This is a genomic window from Candidatus Poriferisocius sp., from assembly GCF_965208475.1.
GTDB lineage: Bacteria > Actinomycetota > Acidimicrobiia > Acidimicrobiales > Bin134 > Poriferisocius.
Genome location: NZ_OZ242338.1, coordinates 3,458,649 through 3,472,151 on the forward strand (window position 1 = coordinate 3,458,649; position 13,503 = coordinate 3,472,151).

The window sequence follows — 13,503 nt, forward strand, 5'->3', positions numbered from 1 at the left end:
TGAAGGCCATGATCGCGGAGAAAGACGAGGTGCTGGGGAGCTGGCGCCCGGCAGAGTTCTGGCGCCGCCGCCCGGAGACGGCGCTGGCTGTCGCGGTGGGTGCCATGGCGCTGGCCGGACTCGTGTTGCGGCTTGTCGAGTTGGGGGAGCGGCCGCTCCACCACGATGAGAGTTTGGACGCCTGGTACTCGTGGAAGTTCCTGGAGGGCACCTACGAGGGGTACGACCCGGTGTATCACGGGCCGCTGCGCTTCTATCTGACTGCGGGCCTTTTCTGGGCATTCGGGGAATCGCATGCCACTGCCCGCATGGTGGCCGTTCTGGCCGGGGTGGGAATGATCGTGCTGCCGTGGTTCTTGCGCCGGCTCCTGGGCCCGGTGGTCACCCTGGCTGCCGCGGCGGTCCTGGCCTTCAGCCCCATTGCGCTCTACATGACCAGATTGGGCCGTGAAGACTCGCTGATGGCGTTCATCACCCTGGCGATGATGGTGGTGATAGTCCGGTTCCTGGACCGGCCCCGACTGCTGCTGCCCTCACTGTTCGGGTTCTTGCTGGCTGCTGGCTTCGCGGTCAAAGAAACCGCCTTCATCGTCGTGTTCATCTTCGGATCGTTCTTCTTGGCCCTGCTGGCCGAACAGGCTGCCCATGGCGCCGGAGCACGGGAAGACAAGGCGGCGAGACGGGCGTGGATGCTGCCCGCCGGGCTGCTGCCCATGGGGGCCGCTTTTGCGGTCAGCGCCCGCTTCGAGTGGGAGGTGTTCCTCACCTTGGGGCTCTACGGCATCCTCCTGGCGACGGCCGTCCTGACATCGGCCGGCCCCCGGTCGATTTGGGATCTGCCGGTAGTGCGGGCCGCCCGGAGCGTGCCCGCGTGGGGGTGGTTGGCGGCCGCCGCGGTGTTCCTGTTCTTCTTCGCCCTGTGGTTCGCGGTGTTCTTCGACCGGCCGGACGGCTTTGTGGGCGGCTTCACCGAGGGAATCACCTACTGGCGGGGCGAGCAGGACACCAATCGGGGCAGCGAACCATGGCACTACTACCTGTACACCATCCCGCTGTATGAGTATCTGGTGTGCGCTCTGGCGGTGATCGGCGGAATCCATGTGTTCGCCAATCCCACGTTCGCCGGCAAGTTCATGCTGTGGACCGCGGTGGCCAGTTGGCTCTCGTACTCCTGGGCCAGCGAGCGGTTCCCGTGGCTGGCCCTGCACATCGTGGTGCCCATGGCCTTTCTGGCCGGCTACGGCGTCCAGGTGCTATGGCAGGCTCGGCACCGGCCTTGGACGCGCCCAGCGGGGGTGATCCTGGCCGGACTGCTGGCCACCACGCTGTATGCCTCGTTCACCGCCAACTATGTGAACCAGCGCGACCCTCGGGAACTGCTGACCCAGGTTCACACCACCGACGACTATCTCAGCACCGTCCACCGCATCGAGATGCTCAACGAGCACAGCAAGTCGATCGGCGAGGGTCCGGTGACGGTGGCGGTGGACACCGCCATCTCGGTGCCCAGCCTCTGGTACTTCCGAGACTACGAGGCCCGTCAATGGATCGACCGCGCCTCAGCGCCGTCGGTGTCGGCGGATTTCATCCTCCACCTGCCGGAAAGCGACATCTTGGGGCTTGTCCCCGACTCGGCCGCCCATCAGACCACCCGACTGCCGCTGAGGGACTGGTGGGCGCCCCAATTCGAGTCGTATCACGACGGCTGGTTCTTCGGCTGGGCCAATTGGCTGGTGGACCGAGACGTGTGGAACCCCGCGACCCTGAGCAGCACCGACTTCGACCTGTCGGTCAGCCCCCGAGCGCTCGACCTAGAGGCCCGAATGGCTGCGGGCTAGCCGCCTAGCAGGCGGTTGAGCATGCGGCCCACCGGGCCGGGTTTGGGGGGTTCGTAGCCTTCGGGCACCAGATGGGGGGCGCGGTCGGCCAGGGCGGCCATCACCTGGGCGGGGTCGGGGTTCACCATGGGTGCACCGCCCACCACCACCGTGGGAACAGTCTCGTTGCCGTTGGCCACCGAGCGCACGAATGCGGCCGCCGCGGGATCCTCCCAGATGTTGTGCATGTCCAGGGGCACTTCGAGCTTGTCTAGCTCCCGGTGCAGGTGGGCACAGAACCCGCACCCCGGCCGCCAATAGAACGTGACGGACCCGACCGGGGCAGCAGCGCTCACGAAACGTAGGCCAGAGCCAGGACCACTCGCTCTCCCAGCTCTTCGTTACCGGTCAGGGTCACCAGACCGCCGGCCAGAGTTCCGGCGGGATCAGTTCGGCCGCAGCACAACGCGTTGTAGGTGTCAACGTCGGTGCTCACCGTGGCGGTGGGGTTGTCGGCGGGGGCTGACGGCTTGGCCCGGCCTTCGGCGACCGCCACGCCTCGGGGGCCATCGGCGTCGCCGTCGATGTCGAAGACCACGGTGCTGCCGTCGGGGGCGCCGGCCTTCTTGCCCACCACATAGCCCATGTTGCGGGCGTGCCAGTCGAGACAATGCTGCACCACTGGGCCGCTCAGATGGCCGGGAATCCCCAGCGCTCGTCGCATGTCCTGCTCGTGGGCCCAGCAGTCGAACACCCGAATGTGCATGAACGTCCGGTACGGGCCGTCGCCGATCGGGGTGAAGCCCACCTCGTCCCATTTCTCGGCGGGCAGGGTCTGCAGAACCTCCAGCCGTCGGCCGCAGATGTCGTTCATCTCGGCCAGCACCTCTGCTCCGGGACGGGACCTGCGGGGGGCGATCTGGCCCTCGTTGAATGCGGCGATGCCCTCGAGCCCCCCATCGGTGGCGGGGGGCTCGGGAGTTTCTCCGGCCAGCATCCGCTCGAGGCCGACGATATGGCTCACCTGGTCTCGCACCGACCAGCCGGGGCACTCGGTGGGCGTGTCCCACTGCTCTTCGCCCAAGTCGGCGCCGAGTCGGGCGATCGACCCCCAGACCGAGTCCAGTAGATCTACAACGGGATCGCTCATGTCTCTAGTCCTACTGTGAATGACTTGGTGTCGTCGTCGAGCATATTGCGGGCGGCTTTGGCTACCGGGCCGCGGATGATGCGGCGGGTGGCGGCGAAGGCCTTGATCGACAGGTTTCCGGCCAGCCCGGCGGCTTCGGCCGCAGCGGCCTCATCCAACTCCTCGGCCGGAACCACCCAGTCGAGATATCCCGCGTCGGTAGCCGCTTCGGGCGAATACAGCCGGGCCAGCAGAACCGAGGAGTGGACATGGCGGGGCGACAGCCGGTCGCGGGCCAGCGTGACCACCGAGGTGGGCAGCACCATGCCGATGGCGGTCTCGTTGAGGCCGATCTTGGCCTGCACATCAGCACCGACGCGCACATCGCAGCACATCAGCCAGATGGCGCCGGCGGCTAAGGCGTGGCCGGTGCAGGCGGCCACTATGGGAATGGGGAACTCGTACTGCCTCAGGAACAAGTCCATTCCTGCCCGGAACAGGTCTCGGGCCTCCTCGGGACCGGCCTGCATCACCTTCAAGTCGAAGCCCGCGGAGAACTTGCCGGGACGGCCCGTCACCACCACCGCCCTGGCTTCATGCTCGGCTCGGTCGAGCGCCGCATGCAGGGCGGCGATGACCTCGTGAGACAGCACATTCACCCTGCCGTCGTCCAACTCGACGAGGGCGACGTCGCCGGTCAGCTTATAGCTGACGAAGGGGCTGGCTTGCTCGGACATGGGCGATGAGATTATCCCACCTGTCGCAGGTTCCCACTACCATCGTCAGCCGTGCCGCCTGCCATTTCCGTCCGAGGGATGCGCCGGACTTACGGCGAGGTGGTGGCGGTTGACTCGCTCGACCTCGAAGTGGCGGCGGGAGAGGTTTACGGATTCTTGGGACCCAACGGCGCGGGCAAATCCACCGCGGTGCGGATGCTGTGCACGCTGGCGTCTATGACCGCGGGGACGGCCTCGGTGGCGGGCCACGACGTGGCCACCGAGGGCGACCGGGTGCGGCTCAGCATCGGGGTGGCCCTTCAGGAAGCAGCCCTCGACGGCAAGCTCACCGGCAGGGAGACCCTGATGCTGCAAGGCCGGTACTACGGCTTGGAGCGGCGTTCGATCGCCACTCGCATAAAGGAGTTGGCTCCCCTGCTGGAGATGGACGCCATCGACCGGAGGGTGTCCACCTATTCGGGCGGCATGAAGCGCCGCCTGGATCTGGCCGCCGCGCTGATGCACAACCCCGAGGTGCTGTTCTTGGACGAGCCCACTACCGGGCTCGATCCCATAAGCCGAGCCGTGGTGTGGGATCAGATACGCCGGCTGAACCGCGAGCGGGGCATGACCATCTTTCTGACCACCCAATATCTGGAAGAGGCCGACGTGCTGACTCATCGGGTGGGCATCTTGAATGGGGGTCGCCTGGTGGCCGAGGGAACCCCCGCTGAGCTCAAGCGGACCGTCGGCGCCGACGTGGTGGTGGCCCGAGTGGCCGGCGACCCCGAGGCGGCTGCTAAAGCCATTGGCGCAGTGCCGGGGATCAGCCACGTCGAGGTCTACGGAGACGAGGTGAGCGCGGCCACTGGCGACGGGGCCTCAGTGGTCAGCCCGTTGGCGGTGGCTCTTTCGGCGGCCGGTGTGGAGGTGACCGATCTGTCGATTCACCCCACCACGCTCGACGATGTCTTCCTGGAGCTCACCGGCAATCGAATCGAGGTGGAGGAATGAGCGAGACCGTTCAATCCAGAGCCCTCGCGGCCGAAGCGGTTGGAGCTCGCCCGTCGAGTTTCTTCAACGACATGGCTTCGGTGTCCAGCCGCGCTCTGCGCCTTTTGCCCCGAGACATGGAGGCGATCATTCCCGCCATGCTGATCCCCCTGTTCTTCCTGGTGGTCACCATAGGGGCCATCCAGAACCTGGCCGATCAGGCCGTGTCGGGCATCGACTACAAGGCCTTTCAACTGCCGGTGGCCATCATGACCGCGGTCACCGGCATGTCTCGGGCCACTTCGCTGGTGATCGATATCTCCAACGGCTACTTCGACCGGCTGTTGATGACCCCGGTCAACCGCTATGCCCTGCTGCTGGGCCTGATGGTGGCCGACTTCACGTTGTTCATCGTCATGGCTGTGCCGGTGATAGTGCTGGGTTTCATCATCGGCGTGAGCTTCGGCGCCACCGGGGTGCTGGGCCTTCTGGTGTTCGTGGTGTTCGGTGCGCTGTGGGGGCTGGCCTACACCGGATTCCCCTATGCCATAGCGCTGCGCACTGGGAATCCTGCCGCGGTCAACTCCAGCTTCCTGCTGTTCTTCCCCTTCATGTTCCTGACCACCGCCTGGGTGGACCGAGACGTGATGACCGACTGGCTGGCCGCCATCACCTGGTTCAACCCCATGACCTATGCCCTGGAGGGGATGCGCTCACTGTTCATCGGCTGGGACGGCTGGGCGCTAGGCCGGGCGCTGCTGGCTATCGGCTCGGTGGGACTGTTGGCCCAGTCCCTGGCCTTCCGCTCGCTGCGCGGCCGCATCCGCCGCGGCTGATCGCGTTTGAACTACGCATTTCGACCCTGGTGGCGGGGTTCGGCCTCGAAGGCCGATGTTGTCTTCGGGGGCGATGAGGTAGGGCCGTGATGGTTGGGGGTGCGTGCTCGGGTAGGCTGGGCACCGTGAGCGAAACTGTCGAAGCCCAGCTTTTCGAGGTCACCGAGGCGGCCATCGCCAAGGTGCTCGAAATCCGGTCCAACGAGGACGAACCCGACGCCCTCGGCCTGCGCATTGAGATCACCGGGGTCAGCGGGGCTGACTACACCTACGATCTCGCGTTCGAGGAGGTGGCCGAATGCGCCGAGGGCCACCGCCACATCACCTCTGAGGGGATTACCGTGATGATCCCCGAAGAGTCGGTGGAGAACCTGACCGGCGCCACCCTGGATCTGCCCAACAACCCCATGCAGGGCGGATTGGTCATCCGCAACCCCAACAAGCCCGATCTTTTGGCCGGCGCCGACTTGGAGCTCAGCGGCACCATCCCCGAGAAGCTCCAACAGCTTCTCGACCAGCACATCAACCCCTCGCTGGCCTCCCACGGCGGGTTCGCCAACTTGTTGGGAGTTGAGGGGCACACCGCCTACATCACCATGGGCGGTGGCTGCCAGGGATGCGCCATGAGCGCGGCCACTCTGCGGGAAGGCATCACCGTGATGATCACCGAGGCCCTCCCCGAGATCACCGAAGTGGTGGACGCCACCGACCACGAAGCCGGCGACAACCCCTACTTCGCCCGCGCCTGAACCCTCTTCTCATCCGAATCGCTTGCCTAGCAGGTGGCTTCAGCGCGGCCTGAGGGCAGGTTTGTCGAGTTGAACTCCCCCCGACATGTCGTCGCTGTCACTGCGGCCTGAAAGAATGGCCCCCATGTTTGATCTGCTGATTCGCGGGGGCACGGTTGTCGATGGGACGGGGGCTGCGCCGACCGTGGCCGATGTGGCGGTGTCGGGAGGGCGGGTGGCAGCCGTCGAGAGCCGTATCGACGCCGACGCCGCCGAGGTGATCGACGCCGCGGGCCGCTATGTGACGCCCGGGTTCGTGGATGTCCACACCCACTACGACGGTCAGGCCACCTGGGATCCGATCATGGCCCCGTCGGCGTGGCACGGGGTGACCACGGTGGTGATGGGCAACTGCGGGGTGGGGTTCGCCCCGGCCGATCCCAGCCGCCATGACTGGCTGATCGAGCTGATGGAGGGCGTCGAGGACATTCCCGGCGCGGCCCTCCATGAGGGGATCACCTGGCGGTGGGAGACTTTTCCCGAGTACCTCGACGAGCTGGAGCGGCTGGGCCGCACCATCGACGTGGCCGCTCAAGTGCCCCATGGAGCGGTGCGGGCCTATGTGATGGGCGAACGGGGAGCTACCACCGAGTCGGCCACCGCGGCCGAGTTGGCCGAAATGGCCCGCATCGTGGGCGAGGGGACCAAGGCCGGAGCGGTGGCGTTCTCCACCAACCGGCTGCCGATGCACACCTCGCTGTCTGGAGTGCCGGTGCCGGGCACTTTCGCCGACCACGAGGAACTGGCCGCCATCATGGGTGCGCTCGACGGCCAGTCGCTGGTAGAGGTGGTGCCTGCCGGCTCGATGGGGGAGGATCCCGATGCTCCCATCCGCGAGGTGAAACTGTACCGCCGCCTCAGCCTGGAGACCGGCCGGGCCATCACCTTCACCATGGTCCAGGTTCATGCCAATCCCAGCCAGTGGCGCCAGCAGATGGATATCGTGGAGCGGGCCAACGCCACCGGCGCCAAGCTGGTGCCCCAGGTGCAGGGCCGCCCCGGCGGATTGCTGGCCGGGTGGGACCAGTTCAACCCGTTCGCCAAGAGGACCGCCTATCAATCGCTCGACGAACTGCCGCTAGAAGAGCGGTTGGTTGAGCTGCGCCGCCCAGAAGTACGGGCGGCCATACTTGCTGAGGATGTCCCGGGTGATCCGGCCATGGGCATCTTGCGCCACTCGCTCCATGCCACGTTCCCGTTTGACGGCGGCCCCGTGTTCGAGCCCGACCCGGCGGAGTCGGTGGCGGCCATGGCCGAGCAGGCCGGTGCCGACGCTTTGGAGATGGTGTACGACCTCATGTGCGAGCGGGGGATGCTCCAGGTGTTCTTCACCGGCTATCGCCACGGCGATCTGGAGGACCTGCGGGAGATGATGGTCCACCCCATGACCGTGGTGGGGCTGGCTGACGGCGGGGCCCATTGCAGCGTGATCTCCGACGCCAGCCTGCCCACCTACATGCTTCAGCATTGGGTGCGCGACCGGCATCGGGGGCCGAAGCTGTCCATCGCCGAGGCAGTGAAGATGCTCACCTCCGAGCCGGCGGAGTTGTACGGCTTCGACGACCGGGGAGTGCTGGCCGCAGGCCAGCGGGCCGACATAAACGTGATCGATCTCGACTCCATGCAACTCCACTTGCCCGAAGTGGTGGGCGACCTGCCCACCGGCGCCTGCCGCCTGCTGCAAACCGCCGACGGCTACGACGCCACCATCTGCGCCGGCCAGGTCACCTTCCGAAACGGCCACCCCACCGGTGCCCGCCCCGGCACCCTGATTCGCAGCTAGCGCCGGTCCTCGAGCGGCGAACTCCGAGGTAGCTGTGAGAGGTCCGACGTGCCTGGGCCGAAGCGTCTTGGTTGGCTTGGGACAAGAGACGCCTCGGGAGTGGGGGGATTGCCGGCGGCTGACGGTTCAAACCAACAAATTCAACCCCGAGGTGGGGCGGGAGTTGAGGCGAGCCTGGGTGCAGCGCACCCCGCTGGTGATCGAACTGGACGGCGAGCTGCCTCCGGCTGAGCCGGTGATGCTCGCCCAGTGGTGGGATCTCAAACCGGGTTTGACCATGCCGGCCGAGGTGTTGCGCCATCTGCTGGTTTCCAACACCGTGGATTGCCGTGATCCCCAACAGCCGCGGTTCGAGCCGAGCGAGCGGGCGTTGGCCTTGGGGGCTGGGCCGGCGGCGGAAGAACCGGGCGATGTGGTGACCGAAACCGGGTCGGTGTGGTGCGACGGCGGCCCGTTCAATGTTTTTGAGCCTGAGGAACTCGACGCAGGGTGTGCCGATGTGGTTCCGGCGGCGAACTTGGCAGTAGGCAGCCTGGCATCGCTGAGACCGGCCCTTCCGCAGGCCGATCTGGCCGACGACCAGCGAGCTGCGGTCGGCCACTTGGGCGGTGCGGCCAACATCGTTGCCCCGGCCGGTTCGGGCAAAACTCGGGTGCTCACCGAGCGGGCCCGATACTTGGTGCGCGACCTCGGTGTCGACCCCAAAGCCGTGTGCCTGGTGGCGTTCAACGTGCGGGCCCGCGCGGAGATGCAGGAGCGCACGTCCGACTTGCCCGACCTTGAGGTGCGAACCCTGAACAGCCTGGCGCTGGCAGTCTGCAACGGCAGCGGCCCGTTTGCCCGCCCCCGTGACCACGGCAGGGTCGAGGTGGTGGACGAGCGGGGAGTGCGGGACCTGCTCGACGGGATGGTGCCCCGCAAGCGGCGGGCCATGACCGACCAGCTCGCTCCATGGATCGAGGCGCTGGGCGCGTCCCGGCTGGGATTGAAAGATCCCGCCGAGGTGGAACGCGACTACCACCCCGACGTGCCCGACTTCTCACAGGTTGCGCCCCAGTATGCCGATGTGCTCGACGGTCGCGGCTTGGTTGACTTCGACCAGCAGATCATCCGGGCCATCGACATCTTGTTATGCGACCCCGCGGCCCGAGCGGCTGCCCGGCGCACCTGTGGGGTCCTGCTGGTGGACGAGTTCCAAGACCTCACCCCAGCTCACCTGTTGCTGGTGCGGTTGCTGGCCGGGCCCCGATCCGACGTGTTCGGGGTGGGTGACGACGACCAGACCATCTACGGCTACTCCGGCGCCTCTCCGGAGTGGCTCATCGACTACCGCAAGCATTTTCCCGGGGCCCAGCGCCATGAGCTGCACGTGAACTACCGCTGTCCCCCCGAGGTGGTGGAAGCAGCGTCGAACCTGCTCACCCACAACCGCCGCCGTATCGACAAGCAGATCACCGCGGCGCCGAACCGGGCCGACCGGGCCGATGGCAACCGGAGATCGGCGATCACCATCGCGACGGCTTCCGATGGGGCGCCGGTGCTGCGCCAAGCCATTGGGTCGCTTATTGAAGCCGGGGCCCAGCCCCACGAGATGGCGGTATTGACCAGGGTGAACAGCACCCTGCTGGTCCCCCAGATCGTTCTCGGCGACATGGGTGTGCCGTCTGCCCAGCCGGTGGGCCGCCTCTTTTTGGAGCGCACTGGGGTGGCCGCTGCTCTGGCCTGGCTGGACATCGCCACCGCCCCCGAGGCCGGCCTGCCGGCTCAGGCGCTGTCGGACGCGGCTCGCCGCCCGCCCCGGGGCATTTCTCCCCGGGTCATCGAGTGGATCGCCGAGCAGCAGAGCATCTCGGAGATCAACGCCCTGGCCGGTCGAATCAGAGACGAGCGGTCGTCCAAGAAGGTGGGCGAGTTCGCCGACGACGTCGAGATGCTGCGGTCGAAGATGAAAAAGGCCGGCGGCGGCATCACCACCCGAGAGCTTTTGGAGACTGTTCGCGGCGAACTGGGCCTTGGCGGCAGCCTCGACACCCGGTTGGATGCGTCCCGCCGCTCAGTGGACCGATCGGCTCATGGCGACGACCTGCGGGCGCTCATATCGGTGGCGCATCTCCATCCCGAGCCAGCCGACTTTCGCCGGTGGCTGGCCGACCGATTGTCAGACGGCTACGAAAGTGACCGGGAACACGGGGTGCAACTGGCCACCGTCCATAGGGTGAAGGGAAGGGAATGGCCCCATGTGATCGTGTACGAGGCGTCGAAGGGGCTGATGCCCCACCGCCTGGCCGGCGATCTCGAAGAGGAGCGGCGGGTGTTCCACGTGGCCATCACCCGGTGCTCGCAGTCAGCAACCCTGATTTGCGGCGATCCGCCTACCGACTTCCTGGGCGAGCTCGCCACTCACTACCAGCCCCCTCCCGAACCAGACCCGACGGAAGCGACCGGCCTGCTCACACCACCCGTTGTGGTCGGTTCAGCCCCACAGTCGAAGCCGGCGACCACAGCCGATCCGTCCAGTGGCCCCAAGTCCGAGCCTCCCACCGACCCTGTGGGCGCGGCGGCGTTCGAAGCGCTGAAGGCCTGGCGGTTGGAGCGCAGTCGCTCCGACAGCGTGCCCGCCTACATCGTGTTCACCAATGCCACCCTCATCGAGCTGGCCATCCGCCGCCCCACCACCGATGCCGGCCTGCGGGCCGTGCCCGGCATCGGCCCCGCCAAACTGGCCGCCTACGGCGAGGCGGTCAAAGATGTCCTTGGTCAATTCGTCAAGCCGTAAGGGCTTCGCGGGCCACCGCGGCGATGCCGGCAGCGTCGAGGCCGCAGTCGGCCAGGATCTCGTCGGGTTTGCCCTGGGGGATGTACTGGTTGGGCACGCCTAGCACCCGGATGGCCGGAGCGGGACCCTTGCGGCCCGAGTGGGCCAAATGGTGGGCTATAGAGCTGCCCGCGCCGCCCTCTCGCCAGCCGTCCTCGACGGTCACCACCGCGCGATGGCCCGCGGCGTCGGCCAGCATGTGGTCGTCGAGGGGCTTGACGCAGCGGACGTCCCAGACTGTGGCCGACACCCCGTCTGCCTCCAGCAGATCGGCGGCTTCCTCCGCGGCCGCCAGCATCTTGCCCACCGCCAGCAGGCACACGTCTGAGCCGTCGCGGGCTTTGCGGCCCCGCAGGCCGATGCCCACCTGATCTTCGGGCACTGAAGGGGCCGCAGTCTTGGCCCAGCGCAGGGCCACCGGACCGGTGGTGATCTCGAGGGCGTCGTGCAGCATCTGCTGGAGCTCTTGATATGACGACGGGGCCAGCACGGTCATGCCGGGAATCTTGGTGAGCAGCACCATGTCGAGCACACCGTGGTGCGACGGCCCATCGTCGCCGGTGATGCCCGCCCGATCGAGGCAGAACACCACCGGTTGGCTGTGCAGTCCCACGTCGAGGTTCACCTGGTCGATGGCCCGGGTCAAGAACGTGGAGTAGATGGCCACCACCGGGCGTAGCCCGCCCATGGCCATGCCCGCGGCCGCGGTCACCGCGTGCTGCTCGGCGATGCCCACGTCGAAGCACCGGTCTTCGAACCGCTCGGCAAACGGCAGGAGCCCGGTGGAGTCGGGCATGGCCGCGGTGATGGCCACCAGCTCGGGCCTGGACTCGGCCTCCTTGATCAGCGCATTGGTGAACGCCTCGGTGTAGCTGCCCGGCTTGGCGTACGACGTGTCGTGCATGTTCTTGATCGGGTCGTTCTCGGCCGGGGCATAACCCCGTCCCTTCTGGGTGAGCACATGCACTATGCAGGGGCCCTCCAGGTGGGATACCCGGCTGAACACCCGTTCCAGCTTGGCCATGTCGTGGCCGTCGAATGGGCCGAAGTAGCTGATGCCCAGCTCATCGAAGAAGTTGCGGGGCTCCACCATCTCCCGCACCGCCGCCTTGGTGGCCCCCAAGGTCCGACCGGCCAGTTCTCCCACCCAGGGGATGTTGTTGAGCACCTTGCGGAGTTGGTTGTCGGTGCGCACATAGCGGGGGTCCATCCGCACCCGCAGCAGGCTCTCCGACAGCCGGGAGACGGTGGGAGCATACGATCTCCCGTTGTCGTTGAGCACGAGAGTCACGTCGCAGCCCGAGTGCCCGATGTTGTTGAGCCCCTCGAAGGCCACCCCCCCGGTGAGAGATCCGTCACCCACCACGGCGACCACCCTCCGATGGTCGCCGCCGTCGGCCTGTTGGGCGGTGGCCAGGCCGTGGGCGTAGCTCAGCACGGTGGAGGCGTGGCTGTTCTCGATCCAGTCGTGAGGGGACTCTTCGCGACTCGGGTAACCCGACAGGCCGCCGGGTTGGCGCAGCGTCTTGAACTGGTCCAGCCGCCCGGTGAGCATCTTGTGGACATAAGCCTGGTGGCCGGTGTCCCACAAGATGATGTCGCGGGGCGAGTCGAACACCAGGTGAAGGGCCAACGTCAACTCCACCACGCCCAGATTTGAGCCCAAGTGGCCGCCGGTGGCCTGAACCGTGTCAACGATGAACTCGCGGATCTCCTCGGCCAGATCGGCCAGTTCGTCGTCGCTCAATCGGCGGAGGTCGGCCGGGCAGGTGATCTTGTTCAGGTGGGCGGTGTCCACATCCCTCCCGTCGGGTTGGGGGCAACCATGTTACCCGCGTTCCCGCCAGTGGTGGTAGGCGCGTGCCGCGGCCCAGCCCACGCCCAGCGCGCCCAGCCCTCCCGCCGCGTCGATCCAGTAGTGGTTGGCCGTCACCACGATGGCGAACAGGGTGAGCCAGGGATAGGCGGCTATGGCCCATTTGCCGGCCGGGTTCACCAAGTGCTTGCGCAGCGCCAGATAGCACCACATAGCCCAGGCGAAGTGCAGGCTGGGCATGGCGGCGTACTGATTGGAGAGTGTTTCGGCCGCCCCCGAGGTGAAAGACCACAGCCCGCCCATTTCGGTCACCGTGTCGACATATCCGGTTTCAGGCAGGTCGCCGCCGTAGCGTCCGCCCACCGACAGCAACCGGGGTGGCATCAGCGGGAACAGCGCGAATCCCACGAGGGCCGACCCGGTGGCCAGCAGCCCGGTGGTGCGCCAGAGCGGATATTCCCGGGGGAAGCGCCAATAGAGCCAGAGGAGGGTGAAGGCGGTGACCGCAAAGTGGAAGAGCCCGTAGAAGAGGTTCCAGAACTGGATGAATGCCACCCAGCCGATGAACAGGTCTTGGAGGTCGCGTTCGAAGTACAGCCCGATGCTGCGCTCCCAGTCGATGACCAGTTCCGCGTTGGATTGGGCCTCGGCCGGCTCGACCGCCGCCGACCCAAACTGGTTCCGCACCCAGGAGTAGACACCGTAGAACGCGCCGATGACGGCCAGCTCCAAGTACCAGCGGGGCCGGGTGCGGCTCTTGGCCCGAGGGTCTCGTCTCAGGGAGGACAACCTCATGTTTCAACAGGGCCG

At 66.8% G+C, this 13,503-nt stretch carries 11 protein-coding genes; 6 read left to right on the plus strand and 5 right to left on the minus strand.

Annotation, left to right across the window (positions count from 1 at the left end):
- The first annotated feature begins 8 nt into the window (after positions 1-8).
- Entirely contained in the window at positions 9-1,838 is a 1,830-nt protein-coding gene (locus ACOGXA_RS16115) for a flippase activity-associated protein Agl23 (RefSeq protein WP_419927002.1), read from the plus strand.
- Here ACOGXA_RS16115 and ACOGXA_RS16120 read toward each other — a convergent pair.
- From ACOGXA_RS16120 to ACOGXA_RS16130, 3 genes are read right to left on the minus strand one after another with little or no spacing between them, the layout of a single operon-like run.
- The gene (locus ACOGXA_RS16120; RefSeq protein WP_419924866.1) at positions 1,835-2,173 is read right to left on the minus strand and encodes a glutaredoxin domain-containing protein; all 339 of its coding nucleotides are present in this window, start codon (positions 2,171-2,173) and stop codon (positions 1,835-1,837) included. The genes ACOGXA_RS16115 and ACOGXA_RS16120 overlap by 4 nt on opposite strands.
- Positions 2,170-2,967 (minus strand): maleylpyruvate isomerase family mycothiol-dependent enzyme, encoded by a 798-nt coding sequence (locus ACOGXA_RS16125; RefSeq protein ID WP_419924867.1) that lies wholly within the window; start codon positions 2,965-2,967, stop codon positions 2,170-2,172. Before ACOGXA_RS16125 ends, ACOGXA_RS16120 begins: the two co-directional genes overlap by 4 nt.
- A complete protein-coding gene (locus ACOGXA_RS16130) occupies positions 2,964-3,683 on the minus strand; it encodes a crotonase/enoyl-CoA hydratase family protein (protein WP_419924868.1) in 720 nt (239 codons plus the stop codon). The genes ACOGXA_RS16125 and ACOGXA_RS16130 overlap by 4 nt, the downstream gene beginning before the upstream one ends.
- A gap of 51 nt (positions 3,684-3,734) precedes the next feature.
- Here ACOGXA_RS16130 and ACOGXA_RS16135 point away from each other — a divergent pair, with 51 nt between their 5' ends.
- The 5 genes from ACOGXA_RS16135 (at position 3,735) to ACOGXA_RS16155 (ending at position 10,838) form a co-directional block, all read left to right on the plus strand.
- The gene (locus ACOGXA_RS16135) at positions 3,735-4,676 is read left to right on the plus strand and encodes an ATP-binding cassette domain-containing protein (protein WP_419924869.1); all 942 of its coding nucleotides are present in this window, start codon (positions 3,735-3,737) and stop codon (positions 4,674-4,676) included.
- Positions 4,673-5,491 (plus strand): ABC transporter permease, encoded by an 819-nt coding sequence (locus ACOGXA_RS16140; protein WP_419924870.1) that lies wholly within the window; start codon positions 4,673-4,675, stop codon positions 5,489-5,491. Before ACOGXA_RS16135 ends, ACOGXA_RS16140 begins: the two co-directional genes overlap by 4 nt.
- A gap of 125 nt (positions 5,492-5,616) precedes the next feature.
- Positions 5,617-6,240 carry a NifU family protein gene (locus ACOGXA_RS16145; RefSeq protein ID WP_419924871.1) on the plus strand — a complete coding sequence of 208 codons (624 nt, stop codon included), beginning with the start codon at positions 5,617-5,619 and terminating at the stop codon, positions 6,238-6,240.
- 124 nt (positions 6,241-6,364) lie between these two features.
- On the plus strand, positions 6,365-8,062 hold the full coding sequence (locus ACOGXA_RS16150) for an N-acyl-D-amino-acid deacylase family protein (protein ID WP_419924872.1): 1,698 nt from the start codon (positions 6,365-6,367) through the stop codon (positions 8,060-8,062).
- Between the two features lie 76 nt (positions 8,063-8,138).
- On the plus strand, positions 8,139-10,838 hold the full coding sequence (locus ACOGXA_RS16155; RefSeq protein ID WP_419924873.1) for an ATP-dependent DNA helicase UvrD2: 2,700 nt from the start codon (positions 8,139-8,141) through the stop codon (positions 10,836-10,838).
- Here the strand turns inward: ACOGXA_RS16155 and dxs are convergent.
- Both dxs and ACOGXA_RS16165 read right to left on the minus strand, forming a co-directional pair.
- On the minus strand, positions 10,828-12,675 hold the full coding sequence (dxs, locus tag ACOGXA_RS16160; protein ID WP_419924874.1) for a 1-deoxy-D-xylulose-5-phosphate synthase: 1,848 nt from the start codon (positions 12,673-12,675) through the stop codon (positions 10,828-10,830). The genes ACOGXA_RS16155 and dxs overlap by 11 nt on opposite strands.
- Positions 12,676-12,705: 30 nt before the next feature.
- Positions 12,706-13,488, minus strand: a complete 783-nt coding sequence (locus ACOGXA_RS16165; RefSeq protein WP_419924875.1) for a phosphatase PAP2 family protein — start codon at positions 13,486-13,488, stop codon at positions 12,706-12,708.
- Positions 13,489-13,503: the final 15 nt, after the last annotated feature.